Raw genomic sequence first — 20,049 nt, forward strand, 5'->3', positions numbered from 1 at the left:
TGCAGGAGCCGAACATGCTGATTGAAAGTTTTATGTCTGCCCTGATAGAGACACTGCTTTCCCCCTGGGGATTGTTACTCGCCGCGCTGGGTGCACTACTAGGCATTATCCTCGGGGCACTGCCAGGCGTCAGTTCTACGATGGCGCTGGCCATTTTGTTACCACTGAGCTTCAGCATGGATGCCCATCTGGCAATCCTATTCCTGCTGTGCGTCTTTGTCGCCAGCGTTTACGGAGGCTCGATATCCGCCATTCTGATCAATATTCCAGGCACCCCAGGCGCCATTGTGACCCAACTGGACGGCCATCCAATGGCCAAGGCAGGCAAAGCCAGAGAAGCACTAGTGTATGCACTGGTTGCCTCCACGGTAGGTGGCGCCTTTGGTCTGGGCCTGCTGGTGATGACTGCCCCCCTGCTCGCAACCGTCGCCATGAGCTTCCGCAGCCCTGAATTCGCTGCTGTCGCCGTTTTCGGGTTGGTACTGCTGGCTTATGCTTCCCCCGGCACTACCGTTCGCGGCTTGCTGGTCGGTGCCATTGGCCTGATATGCGGCATGGTCGGTTTCGATACGTTAACCGATGTTCCACGCTTCACTTTCGACACCCGCACCTTACAGGGGGGCGTGGAGCTGGTGCCGCTCTGCGTAGGATTATTTGGCCTGGCGGAAGTGCTTAAACATCTCCACGCTTCCCACCAGGCCGCGCCTGCGGTCAGCATACAGGCGACGCAGCGCTCCCAGCTGAAAGTGCGGGCACTGCTAAAACGTTGGAAATCCATGCTACGGGGGTCACTGATTGGTGCCTTTGTTGGCGCTATCCCTGCCGCCGGTTCGGCCATCGCTGTCGCGATTGCCTACGCCCAGGAAGTGCGTTTTTCCAAACACCCTGAACAGTTCGGACAGGGTGCCGTTGAAGGAGTGGTCGCCCCGGAGGCCGCCAACAGTTCGAGCATTGGAGGCACCATGATTCCCATGATGACACTGGGCGTACCAGGGGATGCCATCACGGCGGTGCTGATGGGGTCGCTATTGATTCATGGTTTACGACCGGGGCCGATGCTATTTGCTGAAAACCCCCACATTGTTTCCAGCATCTATGCAGGCTTTTTTATCGCGCTGCTGCTAACCCTCATCATTGGCCTTCTGCTGATGCGCTGGCTTCCCCTGATTCTGCGTATTCCTTCCCATGTGCTACTGATCGGCATTGCCCTGCTCTGCGTTGTCGGCGCCTATGCTATCCGCAACAGCATGGCCGATGTGTATATCATGCTGTTTTTCGGAGCACTGGGGTATTTGCTACACCTGTTATCGCTGCCCAGCGCACCGCTGGCGTTCGGCCTGATTCTGGGGCCACTGCTGGAAGAGAACCTGCGCCGCAGTCTGATTCTTGGGCGTGGCTCCTGGGATATTTTCCTACACAGTCCAATTGCCATGAGCCTCTTTGCTCTGTCGATCTTTGCCACTGCCCTACCGTTACTGGCCCCTCTGTGGGTGCGCCTGAAAAGCGACCTCCAGCGCATGAAGGTGCCTTTTTGATGAACCGCTTAGGAGGCAGGGTCCGCATTCATCTTTTCCAGCAGATGCATCAAAGCAACCCGCTCTGCCGGATTCAGGTTGCGCATCGTCTGATCGCTGATCAGCTTGGCATTAGGCACCATGTCTTCAACCAGCACTGCGCCTGGCTCGGTAATCACGACCATGACTTTGCGCTGATCCTTGGGGTCGGTGGTCAACGTAATCCATCCACGGGCTTTGAGTCGTTTGATCACGCCGCGGATTGTCGCCGGATCAATGGCCGTGGCATTAACAATATCCGTCAACGAACTTGGGCCTCTTTCCATCACCGTACACAGGGTCACGAACTGAATAGCCGTCAATTGCTTGTCACAGCTATGGCGCTGAAAGATGGCAATATGCCGCTGATACGCCTTGCGCAACAGATGCCCCACCTGCTCAGAAAAGTCATACCCCTGCTCATACGGGGTCGGGTGCTCATTGGCGGCGCGCACAGAACTGTCCTTTATCATTCCATATCCTTGGCAAGTGAACGAGAAATGAGGGCGGGCATAGTGCCGGAGAGTCAGCGGTGAACGTAATGAATACACTGAAACTTGATGCACTTAGCTACCCGTCAGGCTTGAAGGCCGTCCTATTAGGCCCCCTGCATTTATGGTGTACACATTATAATTTTATATTAGACTCGGGCAAGCTCTCTTCGTGGTATGTGCCCGATCACAACCAACTTGAACAAGGAGGCACACATGAAATCCTATGACCGACAGTCACTTCTGTATGGAGAAGACCTTCTTGTTGTTTACAGAGACCCGGTCATCACCCCCACGCCAGCACCAGGACAACCCGGTACACGCTCGGATTTTGTACCCACAGAACCCGAGCTGTTTATTGCGATACTGAACAGTGGGCACGTTATTGCCTTTAACGGCCATGTTGATCTGGGTACCGGCATTCGCACATCGCTCTCCCAAATTGTCGCCGAAGAGCTTGAGGTGCCTTTAGCTTCCGTGACCATGGTACTGGGTGACCCCTTCGAGGTACCCAACCAAGGCCCCACCATCGCCAGCGCCACCATCCAGATAACCGCGGAACCGCTGCGCCGGGCAGCAGCACAGGCGCGGGAGTACTTATTGTCACTGGCGAGCCAACATTTCAACATGCCTGCGGACACTTTACGTTGCCGCGAGGGACAGGTTGCTCCCGTAGACGCCAGTCAGTCGGCCATAGGCTACGGTGAATTACTGAGCGGTAAACGGCATGCCCTGAAGCTGGCCGACACGGTTGTACTGAAACAGGCCAAGCACTACACCCTGGTGGGCAAAGCGGCACCGCGGGTGGATATTCCTGACAAGGCTACCGGACGCCTGACCTTCGTACATGATCTCAGGGTGCCCAATATGCTGCATGGCCGGGTTATCCGCCCGCCCTATAGCGGCCATGACCGGGGAGCATTCGTAGGCAATAGCCTGCTATCTGTCGATGAAACGACTGTTATTAATATGCCGGGCGTGATTAAGGTAGTGGTCATCGGCGACTTTGTTGGTGTAGTGGCAAAAAGAGAAGAACAGGCAGCCGAGGCAGCGAAGCACCTGAAAGTCACCTGGCGCCATCCTGATGGCCTGCCGGATTTGTCCGATATCGCCCGAGCCCTGGATGCGTTACCGGCCCAGCGCCGCCTGCTTCTCGAAGAGGGTGATATTGCGAAGACGCTGCAAAGTGCCCATTACCGCGTTCAACGCACTTACCTCTGGCCTTTTCAGCTTCATGGCTCCATCGGCCCCTCATGCTCGGTTGCCGATTGGCAGAATAACCAACTGCATGTATGGTCCGGCACCCAGAACCCCCACAGCTTAAGAGCGGACTTGTCACGCCTGATGGCGTTGGATGAGGGCGCCATCACCATTACCAGAATGGAGGCTTCCGGCTGCTATGGCCGTAACTGCGCTGATGATGTAGGTGCCGATGCGGCCCTTTTGTCCCGGGCGGTGGGATGCCCTGTGCGGGTTCAGCTGACTCGCGAGCAGGAACACCTCTGGGAGCCCAAGGGAGCCGCCCAGCGTATGGATGTGGAGGCGGGTATCGATAACCAGGGCAACCTCTCTGGCTACCGCTTTGTCTCACGCTACCCTTCCAATAATGCACCTACCCTGGCATTGCTGCTGACCGGTCAGGAAGCGCCCAGTGACATCCCCTTTCAAATGGGGGACCGAACCTCCGTTCCCCCCTATCACTATCCCCATCGGAGCATCGCCTGTGATGATGTTCCCACACTCGTTCGTGCTTCCTGGTTACGCGGCGTTTCCGCCCTTCCTAACGCCTTCGCCCATGAAAGCGTGATAGATGAACTCGCTTATGCCGCCCAGCAAGACCCGGTGGCCTATCGGCTGGCGCAATTGCGCGACACCCGTGCCATAGCGCTTATTGAAGCATTAGCCGAACGAGCCAACTGGCAACCTCGGGTTGCCTGCTCGTTCCCCCAGGACGCTGCTGACTGGCTTTATGGACGCGGTTTCGCCTATGCCCAATACGTGCATAGTAAATTTCCAGGCTTCGGAGCCGCTCTGGCAGCCTGGGTTGTCGAACTCAAAGTACACCGTGGCAGTGGCAAAATCGTGATTGAGAGGGTGCTTGTTGGGCAGGACGCCGGGCTGATGGTCAATCCATCGGGCGTGCGCCATCAGGTACATGGCAATATTATTCAAACGCTTGGGCGCACGCTGAAAGAGCGGGTGACGTTCGAGGATGGCTTGCCGACCAGCCGTGAATGGGGAGGCTACCCGCTATTACGTTTTTCCGAGTTACCCGATATTCAGCTTATGCTGCTTGATCGACCCGACCAGCCCCCGCTGGGAGTGGGTGAGTCCACATCGCTGCCTGGAGCACCGGCCATCGCCAATGCCCTGTTTGATGCGACCGGTATACGCTTCACCCAACCACCGTTTACACCTGAAACGGTGCGACAACACTTGACTCAGCGTGTTGAACGTTCTGCACAGGTGGCAATGTAATGCAGCATCTCGATTTACAGGTGATCGAACGAGCACTGCAATGGGCCAACCAGGGACAGCCGCTATGGCTATGTACGGTATTGGCAACGTTTGGCTCTGCACCCAGAGAGCCTGGCGCCATGATGGTGGCTTGCTCTGCCCAGGAGCACACCGGCTCGCTATCAGGAGGGTGTGTCGAAGAGGATTTCCTGACACGGCTGCATAATGGGGAGTTTTCAGACCCGGTTCAGGTCATTCACTACGGCGGAGGCGAAGGGGCCAGTCAGGTGCAGCTACCCTGTGGAGGCCGCCTGGATGTATTGGTGGAGTATCTGAAACCCAATGAGTCCACCCTTACCCACCTGGAGGTCATACACGCCACCCTGCTGGGGCGCCACCCCCTGATTCGCCGCATCAAGCTGGATGGCAGCGGCAGAAACTTGCTACCCGCCGATGCACCAGGGCCTGCTGTCACGCGGGATGCCCACACGGTGGCTATCCGCATAGGCCCTGCATTACGGCTGGTCATTGCGGGTATTTCAGCCATTGCCACCCCCTGCGCCCTGTTCGCCACTTCCCTTGGCTTTGAAGTTATCGTTTGCGACCCACGGGACGATATCCGGCGGCGGTTCGCCGCTCCAGGCGTGGAAGTTCAGGCAGTGCATCCCGCCACCTTTATCGCCTCCGGTGGTTGCCATGCCGGTACTGCGGTGGTGGCGCTTACCCATGACCCCCGCCTGGACGACCTGGTGATGATGGAAGCGGTACGTACCGATGCGTTTTATATTGGCGTGATGGGTTCGACAGCGAACTCTCACAAACGGGCCGAACGACTGCAACGCTCTGGAGGGCTGAGTGAAGCACAGCTACAACGCATCACCATGCCAATCGGCCTGGCACTGGGCAGTAAAACACCGGCTGAAATTGCCCTGGCGGTGATGGCCGATATCGTACGAACCCACCGTGGCAAACACCGCCAGGAGCTGTAGTGACCGAAATGTACCGATGGTAACAACCAGGCAATAACCACAGAGTAATGATGATACAACAGCTAAAAAACCGGAGTACCTACCATTCACTATCAAATTAATCTGCTATCTGCTGTTAATAACCTTAAGTAATAAAAATATGCGTACTGCCCATTGATGGGAGGGTTCTCCCTTCACCCATTAATGCTCATCCTACCTAAATAGAGGCATCCGATGATCAGGTTTTCTCGTTTCTCCCTGACACAAAAACTACTCGCTGCTGTGGCACTTCCGCTGCTGATAGTGGCACTCATACTTGGCCTGATCGTTAATCAGCAGCTCAATCATGCCATTTCTGGAATGATCGACAACGCCAGTACCCGCCAGGTGGCAGCCCGCGCTGATGAAGTCAGCCGCTGGATTACCGGCTACCGAAACTGGATTGATGTCCTGGCGCAGGACGAACGCCTATCTGCAGACGTCCCTCTCTCCGAACACCTTGGATGGTTAGAGAAGCGCTACCCTCCCGGTGGCACTATCGAGTCACTGTTCTTCACTGACGCCACCGGGGCGACGCTGACCCATGCCGATGTGCGCCTCGAAATTGCCGAGCGCGGCTATTTTAAAACACTGGTGAGCGACGGCACCGCCGACAGCCTGTTGACGGACCCGGTTGTCTCAATGGTCAGTGGGCTGCCTACCGCCATCGTGGCGGATACGGTCTTCGATGAGCGTGGTAACCGTGCTGGCCTGTTAGGTATTACCGTTTCCATGGCAGCAGTTTCTGATGTGACCTCCTCCATTAATGTTGGCGAAGGGAGCTATGGCTGGCTGATTGACAGCAGCGGCACGGTGATTGCCCATCCCAATGAGGCGTATCGCATGAACCTGAACTATACCGACGCCGATAGCCAGGGCTACCAGGGTATGAACGCCTTGAGCCAGGAAATGCTCAGCGGTCAGCCAGGCTCTGGTGAAATCACCCTTCCCAATGGTGAACGTAACGTCGTAATGTGGAACCCGGTAGAGGGCACCTCCTGGGTGGTGGGTGTCACGGTTCCTGTTAGCGCCTTTACCACCGTGACCAGTAACCTGCTGACATCGCTACTGGTGGCAGGCACACTCCTGCTGGCTATTTTGCTGGTCATCGTCGGCTATGCCACCCGGCGCGCCCTCGCCCCTATCAAGCAGACGTCGCGGGCGATGGCCGGTATCTCCGAAGGCAAGGGAGACCTGACCCGCCGCCTGGAAGCCAAAACCAACGATGAAATCGGCGATCTCGCCCACGCCTTCAATGCTTTTGTCGAACGCATGCAGTCTACACTGATTGAAGTGCGCGGTAGCGCCCGTACTGTATTGGCAGGTGCCAGTCACATGGCCGATGGCACGCACGAGCTCTCATCCCGCACAGAGCAGGCGGCCGCCAACCTTCAGGAAACATCGGCCTCCATGGAGCAGATTCACTCCACCGTGGCGCACACCGCCCAGGCTTCCGAGCAAGCCAACGGGCTGGCTATTGAAGCGGCAGGGGCCTCCCAGCGCGGTACGGAATCCATGGCAGAAATGGAAACCAAGATGGCGGCTATTGGCGAGTCATCCCATAAGATCAGCGATATCATCGGCCTGATCGACTCTATTGCCTTCCAAACCAACATTCTGGCCCTTAATGCCTCGGTGGAAGCAGCCAGGGCTGGTGAGCAAGGGCGCGGCTTTGCAGTGGTTGCCAATGAAGTACGCACTCTGGCAAGCCGTTCAGCGACAGCAGCCCAGGATATTCGTGCGCTAATAGATGTATCGGTGAACCATGCACAAGAGGGTAATCAGATCGTCAAGGCAGCAGCACAACAGATGCAGGAAATTCACCGCGGCATCACTCAGGTTTCAGATGTGATTGGAGAAATCACGGCAGGCGCCCGTGAGCAAACATCCGGGATAGAGCAGGTGAATACGGCGGTTGCCGAAATGGATACCATGACCCAGCAAAATGCCGCCATGGTGAGCCAAAACGCCTCCCTTGCCGCCAAGATGCGAGAGAACGCCCAGCGCCTGGATCAATTGATGCAGGAATTTGTACTGGGTGAGCAGCACGCTGCCACCCATTCCCTGCCATCAATGGCTACAAGGCAAACAGAGGCTCATCCCGTCACTTCCTCTCCACAGCCCAGCAAAGTGCTGGCCAGACACAAACAGCCTGAACCCGAGTGGGAAGAGTTTTAACGTTTCGCGCTTAGCTGTTGGGTTCCGGGTGTTGGATCATCCGGAACCCTATCACCATTTTCATACAACATATAAGCCACACAGCTAACCAACGACTAATCTGAATGGAAGTCGTAATATCCAGGTGTTGTCATACCGGGAATATACTGCTCAGAAATAAAATTACGGCATCGCAGGGCAAACGCCTCTACCACTCTTGGCGGTTGTAGCCCTTTTAAAACCGCACATCCAATATATAAAGGGCGGTGCTGACCGGAGAGCTTGAGGCGAATCACCCGTTTGCCATCCTGGGAGAAATTGGCTTTGGGTCTTACATTGGCAATAGAGTATCCCAAACCGTTCGCGACCATAGAGCGCACAACTTCCAGCTGGTTTGAACATAACCTTATATTGGGGGTTTCCCCAATACTCGAAAACAGGCTAAGGAAATATTCCCGGCTATAGGGAAGATCAAGAAAAATCATCGGGAACTCTAAAAGGTCCGATATATGAATGGTCGAAAATTCTGTCAGTGGATGGTGGTGCCCCACGATGACATGAGGCGGCAGACCAACTAGCGGAGTAAACTCCACATCTTCGAAAATATGCAAGTCATATGTGATCGCAATATCAATCTGGGATCGCCGCAGCCCCTCCAGCAGCTCATCGTGATCGCCCTCTATCAAGGTAATTCGAACACCTGGAAACGCCTTCGCAAAGCCGTATACCACTTCAGGAGCAATCATGGGTGCCAATGAGTTGAAGCACCCCACCCGCAAAGGCCCCCTGACGGCATTCTGAGAGTCTGACGCCAGTGTATACAGGTTCTTCGCCTGTTCAACGATCAGCTTAGCCTCCTGCAATACAATGCTGCCAATAGGCGTTAATGAGACCCCTTGTGCATGATGGCGGATGAAAAGCTGCACCCCCAATTCTGCCTCAATATGGGTAATGGCTGCGGAGATGGAAGGAGAAGAGACGTGAATTTTCTCAGAAGCTTTAATTATGCTGCTCTCTTCACCGCATGCGATGAAATATTCAAGTTGCCGGTGGGTTATTCTGCTTAGCATAAGTATCTTATTTCCATAAAAACCATTTATGTTTAGTATTTGTTCTCACACTTAAAAATTAAAATCCCACCTCCTTACACCATTAACCTCATTTACTTAAATCAGCAAAACAAGCATAAAGATTATTGCATTAATGCTGGCAATGCCGTCGAGAGCTGCGGGATAAATATAAGCAGTAGCAGGAAAGAAAATAGTGCAACAAGAAACAGGGTATTGGCACGGATAACACTCGTCACATCCTCGTTACCAATTTTGGCGGCAACGAGAAGTGCTAGTGCAACGGGAGGCGTTACTTGCCCTATCACCACCGTCACCACGATCAGTACGCCAAAGTGTAATAAGTCAACCTCCATGGCCATCAGCGCAGGCAGCAGGATTGGCATAATCATGGGAATCAGTGGATCCAACACCATACCGGCAATCAGCGCCAGCAACAGTAGCACCAATACCCGTAACACGACTGACTCAAAGGGGAAAAGCGTATCCAGTCCAGCTGCTAAGGCACCTGGAACACCAGCCTGTGACAATGCCCAGCCGAAGGCGGTCGAAAGCCCAACCACCAGTAGAATTTCTCCCGTTAGCACAGCAGAATCGACCATTGTGCGATAGAGCTTGGCGAGGCCAAGCGTGCGGTATACCAGCATGGCAAGCACCAGTGCATATGCGACGGCAAAAGCACCTGCTTCTGAAGGCGTAAACAGCCCGAATACCAGCCCACCCAACACGAGGCAGGGTAGCCCCATGGGTAACAATGCCTGCATACCGGTGGCCATGACCCGACGCCACGCAAAGTTATTCATTGGTTGCCAGCCGTTTCTACGCGCCAAAATCGCGATAATCAGCATTAGCAGCAGCCCCATCAACAAACCAGGCACGACACCTGCCAGAAACAGGGCTCCCAATGACACTCCGGTCACCGCCGAGTAGAGAATCATCGGCGAACTTGGCGGTATTAATATGCCTATACCAGACGAGGTTGCCGTCAGCGCGGCGGCGAATGGCCCTGGATAGTTATTTTGCTTGAGTTTGGGAATCATGATCGACCCGGTACCCGCCAAATCGGCCACCGAGGTTCCTATCATGCCGCCAAACATAATGCTGGATGTGACATTGACGTGTGCCAGACCACCTCGCATCCACCCCACCAGAGCACCGGCAAAGGCGAACAAGCGGTCAGCAATGCCACTGGCATTCATGATGGCTCCCGCAAAAATGAACAGCGGCATCGTCACAAGAATATAGTCACTGATACCTGCCAGCGTTTGCTGGGGCAATGCCAGGCTCCATCCACCACTGAACATCAAATACATCAGTATGGCTGCCGTCAGGGACACAATAATCGGCACCCCCACAATGACTAACAGACAAAGCATCACGATAGCGGCACAAGCGAGTAATAACATGATGGCTCCCTCAGCGACGCAGGCCGAGCAAAAAAACAGTGGACATGCCTAAAGAGCCAAATAGCAGCCCACTGTAAACGATACTCTTCGGCACCCTGAGCATGGCAGTCACATCATTACCGAAGAGTCCGATGTATTGCCACGTCAGCCAACCCAGAAAACTCATCACCCCGGCACTGAACAGCGCGCACAGCCGACGCACCAGAACCAAGCGTTGCGGAGGGAGGGAGCGGGTTAGAAGGTCACATGAGATCAATGCACCACGGATACTGGCAAGCACAATACCGATCGCCGCAACCCACACCATTAGGGCAATAACCACTTCATCTGTCCAAGGCAGTGGGCGCCCAAACATATAACGGCTGGTGGCGTTGGAGAGGACGAGTAACACGATGCCGCTTATACAGCAGGCTGCTGCTGCCTCGGTCACCTTTACCAGGCCCACCCCCACCTGTGGTACTCGTAATTTTTGGCCAAGACGATAAGAAAAAGCTGTCGCCAAGCGTACTGAATCAATGGTTTTCAGCATTACCTGCTCCTTTCGCCAAACGGTACTTGAGAAGGGAGCCATACCCAGGGCGCGCGCCGTCTACATCCAGCACTTCGAGGCAGTGCCAAAAGGAGGCTTGAATAGCGGATATAACAGGTTTACCCAGCTCGGCCTCGAGTGCTTCAATCACTCCGACTGTGCGAAAGTTGGTACAGCTGATAAAAACGGCACTGGCCTCCGGATGATCCACGGATTTCACCAGGTCATACACCTCCTGCAAAGAGACTTCAGCTAATGCCTGGTCTTCATCAATCCTCAGATTGGCGTGGCGAAGCACCTCGTGACCATTTTCTTGCAGGAAGTTGATCGCTCGCTCATGCACCGCATCCACATAGGGGGTAGCCAGTACCACTTTGTCGGCCCCCACCGCTGCTAATGCCGCCAGTGTTGCCGTTGATGCGGTTGTTACTTGTGGGCCTGGCGCCCACTGCTTGAGGTTTTCGATTAGCGCTTTGTCGTAGGCGGTCCCATGCAGGAAGGACGCACTGGTACCACCGAAGCAAAGCACATCGATAGGCGCAGAACCGAGCAACCGAGCGGCCTGCTCAATTTCCGGAGAGCGCATCATGGCATCAATGCCCTCAAAGGTGACCTTCGGTAGCCGTATGCGGGTAGTGTGCGTAGAAACACCAGGAGCCGACATGGCCCACATTTCAGCTTCCATCACGATGCTTGATGCCATATAGATCAAGCCAATACGGGCATCGTCACCACTGCCGTCATAGCGAAACGGGGGGCTATTCGCCGATTTTTCAAGGTATTGATTCATTATCTCGGCTCCAGGATGTTCTGTGCCTGCTCCCAGAACACTGCATCCAAGCGCTCAGCGATAGCCTCACGAATGGGTACCGAGGCAGTTTGAAAACTGGCTAAGTCAGGCTGATTAACCGCCACTCCCGCGCTGGTAAAGGCTTCCACCAGTTCGGCATCGCTGGTGTCAGAAAGTTGACGGGTTTGATAGGCGCCTTCTTGGGCAGCAGAGATAACGTGCTCCTGCATGTCTGGCGACAGCTCAGCATAGCTGTTGGCACTCATGGTGAGCGTGATAGGGGTGTAGACGTGATTGGTTAACGATACGTAATCCTGCACTTCATAAAGCGAGAACTCTTCCAGTACTGACAGCGGATTCTCCTGCCCATCCAGCACACCCTGGCGTAGCGCGATATAGACTTCGCCAAGCGACATGGGGGTAGGTGCCGCTCCCAGCATTTCAAAAGCGAGGATGCGAGTTGCGCTGCCTGGCGTACGCAGCTTCAGTCCAGAAAGATCCTCCGGCGTATTGATGGGACGGCGGCTATTGCTGATGATGCGAAAGCCGAGTTCGCCAAACGCCAGCACTTCAAGCCCGCTCTTTTCACGCAATGAATCGGCCAGCAGCTCGCCTAGCTCACCATCCAGTGCATCACGGGCGGTTTGCTTATCCGCAAACATAAAGGGCATATCGAAAATGGCGAAGTTACTGTCCAGCTCAACGATATCCGACCCGATAGGCAATACCTGAACCTGCTCCGCCCGAAGCAGCTGAATCAAATCAGACTCACTACCCAGTGCCCCTCCCTCAAAGAATTCAAGTTCAACCTCCTCTTCCGCGCTCGACTGCAGGGTATCTCTGAAGCTGGCCAGCATGATATTGAGAGGATCACCGGGGGTTGTCTCAACGGCTAGCCTTAACTTTGTAACGTCAGCGTGTACGAATGAGGAGCCCATCGAAAATGATAAGCCGGAGATAAGTGCATACGTCAGGAGTTTTCTTTTCAACATGCTTTTTTCCACGTTAAAGTGATTATGTAGGCATGCGTTTGCATACCAACTTAAAGCATTTTGTGTGCCAGTTTTTCTTTTACCTTAATGCTGAAAAGTTCTGGCAAACACTAAATACCGTTTGTGGCAGCATCCCTGCCTACACCATGTCGTTAAATTTATTGTTGTTAAGTTTTAAGGACATTGACGGTGCATTACTGCTTTCCATGAAAAAGCTGGCTGACGTATTCACCTTGATAAGGGCAACTGGCCCAAGGAATAACTAACACATTAAAACTTTCTTCAGAACTTCCTCACTGGAGAGACCACTGGCGAGATGGCTCAGCATGGCGTCACACTCACGCAATTGCGTAATTTCAATAAACTCATCGGGCTTATGGCCTTGAGCCATACTGCCAGGCCCACAAATGACCGTAGGAATACCGGCCTGATGAAATAAACCTCCTTCCGTGCCAAACGCAACAGTGCTGAAATCACTACTCCGTGCCAGTAAGGCAATAAATTTAGCGAGGGAGTCGTTTTGATCCAACAGTAGTCCGGGATAGTTTTGTAGGGGCTCAAAGTGAATACCCGTATCCGCTTGCACAGCCCTCATCAATGGTTCAACCTCTTGATAGGCATAGTGTTTTAATTCGTTGCATATCTGTTCGCCATCAACGCCTGGCAAGGTGCGAACTTCCCAATCAAAGCGACACTCTGCTGGGACGATATTCAGTGCGTTTCCACCACTAATCGTGCCGGTCTGCACCGTGGTAAAAGGGGGGTCAAACCGATGATCAGACGGCTTATTGCGAAGCTCAATACCCATAGCGGTTAGTTTCACAATTAATTGGGAGGCGTACTCAATGGCATTCACCCCTTTGGGAGCGTAGGCAGAGTGACACGGCGCACCCCGCACATGGCAGCGCATGGCGAGTTTCCCCTTATGCCCTACTATCGGTTTGAGTTCTGTCGGCTCACCAACAATACAGGCAACGGGAGGATGCGCCTGCTTTTTTATGTGCTCAATAAGAGAGCGCACGCCAAGGCACCCCACTTCTTCATCATAGGAAAAAGCCAAATGGACAGGTATACGCAGCGGCATCGCCAAAAAGGTGGGCACTGCCGCCAGCACACAGGCCAGAAAGCCTTTCATGTCGGCACTGCCCCGACCGTAAAGCTTTCCATCACTTTCGGTCAGTTTAAACGGCGGAAAAGTCCACGCCTGTCCATCCACCGGCACGACATCTGTGTGACCTGATAACACAATCCCACCACAGTCGTCAGGACCTATTGTGGCCCACAGGTTAGCTTTGCTGCCTGCATCGTTATAGACCAACTGAGAGGGAACCCCCAGTTCATCCAGGTAGTCACGAATGAACGCAACCAAACTCAGATTGGAAGTACGGCTCACGGTGTCGAAAGCGACCAGTTGCTCAAGCAGCAAACGGCTCTGCCTACCATCACTCACCGGGAACACCATAGCTGGGAGCGGCATCGGGATTGGCGGCTCGCATCACATAATCTTCCAACTGCGGTGCATAGCGCAGCCAATTGTCACGTAGTGTGTCTATCGGTGATTCGTGCCAGTCAACTCGTAAATCGATAATCGGCCATACAATACTGGGGCGCGCCACACGAAGACCTGCGGAGAAAACAGGACCGGCCTCCCCTCCCGCGACCACCCCCGCCTGCATGGCCAGCATCAGCCGGTCAGCGAGCAGCCCTTCAGCATTCTCAAACGCCTCTACCATGGCTTCGGGCACCCTGCTGTCAGCCAGTAGATTACCGGCAGCGACGCAACCATCGCCTTGCGCCCGTCCCACTATACCTAATGCTTTTTCACCATCGAATATGGCGCTGCGACCCCGTGAATCAACCACTAACAGCTGACGCCACTGAGGATAGTGCTCCTCCTGTAGCAACGTATCAATGACCAGCTGTGACGCCACCCCATCACTCAACAACTTGATAGCCTTTATGCCCAGCGCAGGGTTGGTGACATTCTGTGTTAATACCGCACCGCCGGGGCCTACAAAGGCACAGCGGCTGGTGACACAGATACTTGACGAGCTGACAGCACACCCGGTTTCGCCGGTTTGTTTACACACCGCCGCTATTGAGAATGTCACTTCTCCACCTCCGGGATCACTGCAATCACATCAATTTCCATCAGCCACTCAGGCTGTGCCAGCCCGGCCACTACCAGCCCGGTCGAAATGGGATAAACGCCTTTTAGCCACTTGCCCACTTCACGGTATACCGGCTCGCGGTAACGCGGATCGGTAATATAAGTGGTGGTTTTAACGATATGAGAGAGGTGGCTGCCCGCCTCATGAAGTAGCTGCTGGATATTTTTCATGGCCTGCTCTGCCTGGGCAGCAGGATCCCCCAGACCGACAAGATGGCCATCAAAGTCAGTGCCGACCTGACCACGCACATAAACAGTGTTTCCTGCTCGTACCGCCTGGCACAGGTCGTTGTCCAGACTCTGATTGGGATACGTCTCCTTGGTATTGAACATGCGGATTCGTTCATGGGTTACCGCTTGGGTCGCTGGATGCATCAGGAGCCTGCCATGGTTAATTTATTTGTTCCCTACTGAAGCTATCCATCTGACCCGATGAACGAAAATCGCATTATCCGCACCTGCGGTTCAATAAAAACGATCTAACACACGCACACGGCACTTACCCAAACAATCCCCCTGCATTTGCCAGCCTCCTGAGGAGACACCGAACCACTTCTTTCAGCGGCGATTTTACTCACCCACTTGCGCCATACCGTCTCTCATTCCACTGCTTCCGCTTTTCTTAATCTTGTCTTTAGAAAGGACGAACCATCTGCCCCCTGTCACGCCGGTATGCTCAAACGGCCCACTTACTCAAAAAAATATTTGCGGTACCGATCCCCTGGGGTAATGCATATGAGTGAACTAGTTAGTTTTAAGACTGCGGAGAAGCAAATATCAGCACCTTTAATGGACCCCCGTATTGCGGTGCAACTGGATGGTGTACTTAAGCAGTATGGCGATTCCACTGCGTTACACCGTATCTCTTTAAAGATTTTCCAAGGTGAGTTTTTAACCCTGCTGGGCCCCTCCGGCTGTGGCAAAACCACACTATTAAATCTAATGGCGGGGTTTATTGAAGCCGATAATGGCGAGATTTTTATTGATGGCGAGCTAGTAACCGAAACGCCACCCTACCAGCGCGAGATAGGCATTGTGTTTCAAAGCTACGCGCTGTTTCCCCATATGAACGTCCGTGAAAACGTGGGTTACGGCCTTCGTATGCGCCGCGTGCCCAAAACGGAGATTCAGCAACGTGTCGAACAAGCATTAAAAATGGTGAAGCTGGAGGGGTATGGGGAGCGCCGCCCCAAAGAGCTGTCAGGAGGCCAGCAGCAGCGCGTGGCACTTGCCCGGGCCTTAGTGATACGGCCGAAAGTGTTACTCCTTGATGAACCCTTCTCAGCGCTGGATAAAAACCTGCGCCTGAACATGCAGCAGGAGATCAAAGAGATTCAGCGTAAGCTGGGGGTAACCACGGTCTTCGTGACCCATGACCAGGATGAAGCACTCGCCATGTCTGACCGAGTGGTTGTGATGTCAGCTGGCCATGTTCGTCAGGTAGCCACACCCCATGAGATCTATCGGCACCCAATTGATCCGTTTGTTGCCTCCTTTGTGGGCGATGCCAATATTTTTCCTGCCCGCTATACCGGCCATGACAATAGTACGGGGGTCATTGAGTTCGGCAGCACCAAGTTGCACCTTCCCATTGCCAACATTCATGGTCAGGTCGGAGATGTAGTCGACTTATATGCGCGCCCTGAAAATATCCGCCTCGTTCCCCTCAATGCAGAGGCAGACCTTGCGGGCACCGTGATTGGGCATGTCTTTCAGGGTGATCACGTCGATGTCTCCATTCATGTACCAGATTGCGGCATGGATCACCCGGTCACTGTCCGCAGCTCTGGTTTAGATGCTCTGGATAACTGGTCAACCGGTAGTGGTGTGGGTATCCGTTTTGTGTGCAGAGATACCACCGCATTTACACGAGTATCAACGTCGGGGGAGTCCACCCAATGAATGACTGGATACGCCATATCCCACGCTTAACCCATCATGCGGCACTTGGAGTGTTACACGCAGCGATTGCAAAAGCTGAACAGCTGGGCGTGGCGCAGAACATTGCAATCGTTGATGAAGGGGGTAACCTGTTAGCGTTTGCACGCATGGAGGGTGCAAAACTTCTTTCCCGCGAAACCGCTATTTCAAAGGCCATCTCAGCAGCCTCTCATCGACAGCCAACTGCTCAGCTTGACCCCACTCTTGAACTCAAGCTCGCTATCGCGGCGGGCGGACGACTCACCAATCTTGAAGGCGGCCAGCCGTTAATGGTTGACGATGTTTGTGTCGGTGGCATTGGTGTCGGCTCCGGTACAGGCCAGCAGGATATCGAGGTGGCTAAAGCGGGTGCAGCCGCGCTACTAAAGGGAGTGCAAGCTTTATGCAACGCATGACCGCCATTATCGCTGAACAATACGGCCCCCCTGAGGTTCTGCACAGCGTCACTCGGGATATCCCCTCTCCTGGCGTGGGTGAACTACTTATCAAGGTCGCTGCCGCTGGCGTGAACCGGCCAGACCTGATGCAGCGAGGTGGCATGCCAACACCACCTGGAACCACCGACATCTTCGGACTTGAAGCATCGGGCCTTGTTGAGGCAGTAGGCCCTGGCGAAACCATCTGGAAGGTGGGTGATCGCGTTATGGCACTGCTCAATGGCGGCGGCTATGCCACTCACTGTCTTGCTATCGCCGATCACTGTCTGCGCGTTCCCGAACAGATTTCGCTGATTGAGGCAGCTGCCTTGCCCGAAGCGCTCTTCACCCTATGGCACAACCTATACGAACGCGGACGCCTCGCCCCTGGCGACAACCTGCTTATCCACGGTGGGGCAAGCGGTTTGGGAACCCTGGCAATTGCCCTGGCGAAGGCAACCGGGGCACGGGTTGCCGCCACCGCAGGTAACACCGAAAAGGTGGCCGCGCTACGGGATATGGGCGTCGACCTGGCCATTAACTACCGCGAGCAGGAGTACGTCAGCGTCATAAATGAAACCTGGGGCGCGAATGCCATCCATGTGGTTCTGGATACCGTGGGTGGCGACTACATCAGCCGCAATCTTGAGGTGATGGCCCCCGAAGGGCGACACGTCAGCCTCTCTTTTTTTGCTGGCGCGGAAGTCTCTCTATCCTTGCCAACCGTTATGCGCAAGGGGCTGACACTCACCTCTTCGACGCTTCGCCCCAAGAGCCGCCATGAAAAAACACGTCTGGCACAGCTAGTCACCCACCATCTGTTACCCCTACTCGCCAGCCGCCGTGTATCTCCCGTCATTTACCAGACGTTCCCCCTGGAGAGTGCCGTGGATGCCCACCACGTGCTGGAGAAAAACAGCAACATCGGCAAAGTAGTATTGATCACCAACACACGTGAAGACTGAGGGCATGATGACAATCGCTCCCCCTATATTACGCCTTTACCACACAACGACCTCACCTTACGTACGCAAAGTAATGGCGGTGGCGAATCAGCTTGGCCTGGCTGCACAGATTGAGCTGCTGGCGAGCGCCGCACACCCTGTTAAGCGCGACAGCCGCATTGCGACGTTCAACCCTATCGGCAAGGTACCTGCCGCCCAGACAAGTGATGGGCAGCTATTATTCGACAGCCGCGTTATCTGTGAGTATCTCGATGATTATGCCCAGGGCGGCTTATTCCCGGTGGGCGCTCAGCGTTGGCAGGCCCTGGCACGTCAGGCACTGGGTGATGGCCTGCTAGATGCTGCACTGCTGGCCAGGTATGAGCGTCTAGCGCGCCCTAAAGAGCTTCAGTCCGACGCCTGGTATCAAGCCCAGCTTGGTAAAGTGCAGGCGGCTCTTGAAAGTATTGAGCAGCAGGCCCCGGAGCTTGCGAGCACACCCAGCGATATCGGTGCCATTACCCTGGGCTGCGCCTTGGGCTACCTCGATTTCCGCTTTGCCGATATGGATTGGCGTAGCCACTGCCCACAGGCAGCACGCTGGTTTGCAGACTTCGATGCCCAGCCCGCAATGATCGCCACGCGCCCGCATGAGTAAACAGACGCTAAGAGAGAATTCCATGTCAATACCGTCATCTTCCAAGGTTATGTTTCTTAATGGGCCTAACGCGAATCTCTATGGCCTGGATCGCGACGGCACATATGGCCGTGAAAGCTTCGAGGGCATTCAACAGAGCTGCCAGCGCCATGCTGAATCGCTGTCAATGGCGCTGGATTTTCGGCAGAGCAATCATGAGGGTGTACTGGTCGACTGGATACAGGAAGCCCGTTCGCATCACGATGCGCTCATCATCAATGCCGCTGGGCTCAGCTACCGTTCGATACCGATTCTTGATGCCCTGCTGGCCTTCGAGGGACCGGTTATCGAAGCCCACATGAGTAATATCTGGAAGCGTGAACCTTTTCGTCACCACTCCATGATTTCGCAGGCGGCCACTGGCGTGATTGCCGGACTCGGTGTGATCGGTTACCGGCTTGCATTGGATGCCACAGCCCAGTTGCTTGCCCACAACAAAGGCTGACGCTATGACGGGTACACTTGTTTTCTATAGTGAGTTTGATGATTTTGAGCAATGGAAACGCCTACTACAGCGTGAAATACCCTCCCTTGATGTACAACAAGCCAGCACGGTGACAACGCCTGAGAAAGTGCACTACGCCCTCGTCTGGAAACCGCCCGAAAACTTTTTCCAGCGCTGGCCGAATCTTGAGCTAGTGATCAATCTTGGCGCTGGTGTCGATGCACTCGTTGGTAGGCGCGATCTCTCGGATATCCCGGTCACTCGCCTCTCGGACCCCAACATGGCCCGCATGATGGCGGGCTATGTGCTGTTTGCTGTGCTCCGTTATGCCCGCGACATCCCCTTCTTCGAGCAGATGCAAAAACAGGCACACTGGCAGTATCGTCACCCCCGGGCAGCAGAAGAGATCCGCGTCGGCGTTATGGGGCTGGGGGAGCTGGGAAGAAAAACGGCGCAGGAGCTGGCCCGGCAAGGCTTTTCAGTCACGGGCTGGTCAAGAACCTTCAAAGAAATGGTGGGTGTCGAATGCCATCACGGCATGGCCTCGCTCTCGGACTTTCTATCACGCAGCGACATACTGGTCATCATGTTACCGTCCACTCCCGATACACGTGGCCTGCTGAATGACCAACGCTTGGCAACGCTGCCCCATGGTGCCAGTCTGATCAATGTTTCTCGCGGGGATATCGTCGACGAGCCCGCCCTGATCGCGAACCTCTCCTCCGGCCACATAGGCGCTGCAACGCTGGACGTGTTTGAGCATGAACCGCTGCCAGATAGCCACCCCTTCTGGGCGATGGAGAATGTGTTGATTACCCCTCACCTTGCCTCGGTTGCACTGCCTGGGTCAGCGGTTAAGCAGATAGCCGCCAATATTCAGCGCGTGAGTGATAAACAACCGCCCCTCCACTGTGTCGATCTAAACCGCGGTTACTGATCTCTACGTTTTTTTCACTTGGCGCTTTCTTACAACTGCGAACTCCACCT

Annotated in this window: 19 protein-coding genes; 10 read left to right on the top strand and 9 right to left on the bottom strand. The window is 54.6% G+C overall.

Annotated elements, in window-relative coordinates:
• The first annotated feature begins 14 nt into the window (after nucleotides 1-14).
• Entirely contained in the window at nucleotides 15-1,535 is a 1,521-nt protein-coding gene (locus HP566_RS01755) for a tripartite tricarboxylate transporter permease (protein ID WP_249975538.1), read from the top strand.
• Nucleotides 1,536-1,543: 8 nt separating this feature from the next.
• Here HP566_RS01755 and HP566_RS01760 read toward each other — a convergent pair whose 3' ends face one another.
• Entirely contained in the window at nucleotides 1,544-2,026 is a 483-nt protein-coding gene (locus HP566_RS01760) for a MarR family winged helix-turn-helix transcriptional regulator (protein ID WP_249975539.1), read from the bottom strand.
• 234 nt (nucleotides 2,027-2,260) lie between these two features.
• Between HP566_RS01760 and HP566_RS01765 the strand changes: the two genes are divergently transcribed.
• The 3 genes from HP566_RS01765 to HP566_RS01775 all read left to right on the top strand — a co-directional run bounded on the left by HP566_RS01765 (nucleotide 2,261) and on the right by HP566_RS01775 (nucleotide 7,686).
• Nucleotides 2,261-4,522 carry a xanthine dehydrogenase family protein molybdopterin-binding subunit gene (locus HP566_RS01765; RefSeq protein ID WP_249975540.1) on the top strand — a complete coding sequence of 754 codons (2,262 nt, stop codon included), beginning with the start codon at nucleotides 2,261-2,263 and terminating at the stop codon, nucleotides 4,520-4,522.
• Nucleotides 4,522-5,490, top strand: a complete 969-nt coding sequence (locus HP566_RS01770) for an XdhC family protein (RefSeq protein ID WP_249975541.1) — start codon at nucleotides 4,522-4,524, stop codon at nucleotides 5,488-5,490. The genes HP566_RS01765 and HP566_RS01770 overlap by 1 nt, the downstream gene beginning before the upstream one ends.
• Before the next feature lie 213 nt (nucleotides 5,491-5,703).
• Nucleotides 5,704-7,686 (top strand): methyl-accepting chemotaxis protein, encoded by a 1,983-nt coding sequence (locus HP566_RS01775; RefSeq protein ID WP_284041263.1) that lies wholly within the window; start codon nucleotides 5,704-5,706, stop codon nucleotides 7,684-7,686.
• 95 nt (nucleotides 7,687-7,781) lie between these two features.
• Here HP566_RS01775 and HP566_RS01780 read toward each other — a convergent pair whose 3' ends face one another.
• From HP566_RS01780 to HP566_RS01815, 8 genes are all read right to left on the bottom strand, one after another.
• Nucleotides 7,782-8,735 carry a LysR family transcriptional regulator gene (locus HP566_RS01780; protein ID WP_249975542.1) on the bottom strand — a complete coding sequence of 318 codons (954 nt, stop codon included), beginning with the start codon at nucleotides 8,733-8,735 and terminating at the stop codon, nucleotides 7,782-7,784.
• A 122-nt stretch (nucleotides 8,736-8,857) separates the two neighbouring features.
• Nucleotides 8,858-10,138 carry a TRAP transporter large permease gene (locus HP566_RS01785; protein WP_249975543.1) on the bottom strand — a complete coding sequence of 427 codons (1,281 nt, stop codon included), beginning with the start codon at nucleotides 10,136-10,138 and terminating at the stop codon, nucleotides 8,858-8,860.
• Between the two features lie 10 nt (nucleotides 10,139-10,148).
• Nucleotides 10,149-10,667 carry a TRAP transporter small permease gene (locus HP566_RS01790; protein WP_249975544.1) on the bottom strand — a complete coding sequence of 173 codons (519 nt, stop codon included), beginning with the start codon at nucleotides 10,665-10,667 and terminating at the stop codon, nucleotides 10,149-10,151.
• Nucleotides 10,651-11,457 (bottom strand): maleate cis-trans isomerase family protein, encoded by an 807-nt coding sequence (locus tag HP566_RS01795; protein ID WP_249975545.1) that lies wholly within the window; start codon nucleotides 11,455-11,457, stop codon nucleotides 10,651-10,653. The genes HP566_RS01790 and HP566_RS01795 overlap by 17 nt, the downstream gene beginning before the upstream one ends.
• Nucleotides 11,457-12,449, bottom strand: coding sequence for a TRAP transporter substrate-binding protein (locus HP566_RS01800; protein ID WP_249975546.1), 993 nt, complete (start codon nucleotides 12,447-12,449; stop codon nucleotides 11,457-11,459). Before HP566_RS01800 ends, HP566_RS01795 begins: the two co-directional genes overlap by 1 nt.
• 262 nt (nucleotides 12,450-12,711) lie before the next feature.
• Nucleotides 12,712-13,899: an acetylornithine deacetylase gene (gene argE / locus HP566_RS01805; protein WP_249975547.1), complete on the bottom strand. Its 1,188-nt coding sequence runs from the start codon at nucleotides 13,897-13,899 to the stop codon at nucleotides 12,712-12,714.
• Nucleotides 13,892-14,560 carry a DUF1028 domain-containing protein gene (locus tag HP566_RS01810; RefSeq protein WP_249975548.1) on the bottom strand — a complete coding sequence of 223 codons (669 nt, stop codon included), beginning with the start codon at nucleotides 14,558-14,560 and terminating at the stop codon, nucleotides 13,892-13,894. The genes argE and HP566_RS01810 overlap by 8 nt, the downstream gene beginning before the upstream one ends.
• Nucleotides 14,557-14,994: a RidA family protein gene (locus tag HP566_RS01815; RefSeq protein ID WP_249975549.1), complete on the bottom strand. Its 438-nt coding sequence runs from the start codon at nucleotides 14,992-14,994 to the stop codon at nucleotides 14,557-14,559. Before HP566_RS01815 ends, HP566_RS01810 begins: the two co-directional genes overlap by 4 nt.
• Nucleotides 14,995-15,354: 360 nt before the next feature.
• Between HP566_RS01815 and HP566_RS01820 the strand changes: the two genes are divergently transcribed.
• Genes HP566_RS01820 through HP566_RS01845 form a run of 6 tightly spaced genes read left to right on the top strand, consistent with a single transcriptional unit; the run spans nucleotide 15,355 to nucleotide 19,999 of the window.
• Nucleotides 15,355-16,521 (top strand): ABC transporter ATP-binding protein, encoded by a 1,167-nt coding sequence (locus tag HP566_RS01820; RefSeq protein ID WP_249975550.1) that lies wholly within the window; start codon nucleotides 15,355-15,357, stop codon nucleotides 16,519-16,521.
• A complete protein-coding gene (locus HP566_RS01825; RefSeq protein WP_249975551.1) occupies nucleotides 16,518-16,955 on the top strand; it encodes a GlcG/HbpS family heme-binding protein in 438 nt (145 codons plus the stop codon). The genes HP566_RS01820 and HP566_RS01825 overlap by 4 nt, the downstream gene beginning before the upstream one ends.
• Entirely contained in the window at nucleotides 16,943-17,941 is a 999-nt protein-coding gene (locus HP566_RS01830) for an NAD(P)H-quinone oxidoreductase (RefSeq protein WP_249975552.1), read from the top strand. The genes HP566_RS01825 and HP566_RS01830 overlap by 13 nt, the downstream gene beginning before the upstream one ends.
• Before the next feature lie 4 nt (nucleotides 17,942-17,945).
• Nucleotides 17,946-18,578, top strand: coding sequence for a glutathione S-transferase family protein (locus HP566_RS01835; RefSeq protein ID WP_249975553.1), 633 nt, complete (start codon nucleotides 17,946-17,948; stop codon nucleotides 18,576-18,578).
• Between the two features lie 22 nt (nucleotides 18,579-18,600).
• Nucleotides 18,601-19,062, top strand: coding sequence for a type II 3-dehydroquinate dehydratase (locus tag HP566_RS01840; protein WP_249975554.1), 462 nt, complete (start codon nucleotides 18,601-18,603; stop codon nucleotides 19,060-19,062).
• A gap of 4 nt (nucleotides 19,063-19,066) precedes the next feature.
• A complete protein-coding gene (locus HP566_RS01845) occupies nucleotides 19,067-19,999 on the top strand; it encodes a 2-hydroxyacid dehydrogenase (protein ID WP_249975555.1) in 933 nt (310 codons plus the stop codon).
• Nucleotides 20,000-20,049 lie beyond the last annotated feature (50 nt).

Source organism: Vreelandella olivaria (assembly GCF_023507745.1).
Classification (GTDB): Bacteria; Pseudomonadota; Gammaproteobacteria; order Pseudomonadales; family Halomonadaceae; genus Vreelandella; species Vreelandella olivaria_A.

Bases quoted from the DNA above. Each gene is read 5' to 3' on its own strand.
- HP566_RS01840 (WP_249975554.1), top strand. From the start codon at position 18,601: ATGTCAATACCGTCATCTTCCAAGGTTATGTTTCTTAATGGGCCTAAC.
- HP566_RS01830 (WP_249975552.1), top strand. From the start codon at position 16,943: ATGCAACGCATGACCGCCATTATCGCTGAACAATACGGCCCCCCTGAG.
- HP566_RS01795 (WP_249975545.1), bottom strand. From the start codon at position 11,457: ATGAATCAATACCTTGAAAAATCGGCGAATAGCCCCCCGTTTCGCTAT.
- HP566_RS01780 (WP_249975542.1), bottom strand. From the start codon at position 8,735: ATGCTAAGCAGAATAACCCACCGGCAACTTGAATATTTCATCGCATGC.
- HP566_RS01820 (WP_249975550.1), top strand. From the start codon at position 15,355: ATGAGTGAACTAGTTAGTTTTAAGACTGCGGAGAAGCAAATATCAGCA.
- HP566_RS01775 (WP_284041263.1), top strand. From the start codon at position 5,704: ATGATCAGGTTTTCTCGTTTCTCCCTGACACAAAAACTACTCGCTGCT.
- HP566_RS01790 (WP_249975544.1), bottom strand. From the start codon at position 10,667: ATGCTGAAAACCATTGATTCAGTACGCTTGGCGACAGCTTTTTCTTAT.
- HP566_RS01815 (WP_249975549.1), bottom strand. From the start codon at position 14,994: ATGCATCCAGCGACCCAAGCGGTAACCCATGAACGAATCCGCATGTTC.
- HP566_RS01770 (WP_249975541.1), top strand. From the start codon at position 4,522: ATGCAGCATCTCGATTTACAGGTGATCGAACGAGCACTGCAATGGGCC.
- HP566_RS01755 (WP_249975538.1), top strand. From the start codon at position 15: ATGCTGATTGAAAGTTTTATGTCTGCCCTGATAGAGACACTGCTTTCC.
- HP566_RS01765 (WP_249975540.1), top strand. From the start codon at position 2,261: ATGAAATCCTATGACCGACAGTCACTTCTGTATGGAGAAGACCTTCTT.
- HP566_RS01845 (WP_249975555.1), top strand. From the start codon at position 19,067: ATGACGGGTACACTTGTTTTCTATAGTGAGTTTGATGATTTTGAGCAA.
- HP566_RS01785 (WP_249975543.1), bottom strand. From the start codon at position 10,138: ATGTTATTACTCGCTTGTGCCGCTATCGTGATGCTTTGTCTGTTAGTC.
- HP566_RS01835 (WP_249975553.1), top strand. From the start codon at position 17,946: ATGATGACAATCGCTCCCCCTATATTACGCCTTTACCACACAACGACC.
- HP566_RS01825 (WP_249975551.1), top strand. From the start codon at position 16,518: ATGAATGACTGGATACGCCATATCCCACGCTTAACCCATCATGCGGCA.
- HP566_RS01760 (WP_249975539.1), bottom strand. From the start codon at position 2,026: ATGATAAAGGACAGTTCTGTGCGCGCCGCCAATGAGCACCCGACCCCG.
- HP566_RS01800 (WP_249975546.1), bottom strand. From the start codon at position 12,449: ATGTTGAAAAGAAAACTCCTGACGTATGCACTTATCTCCGGCTTATCA.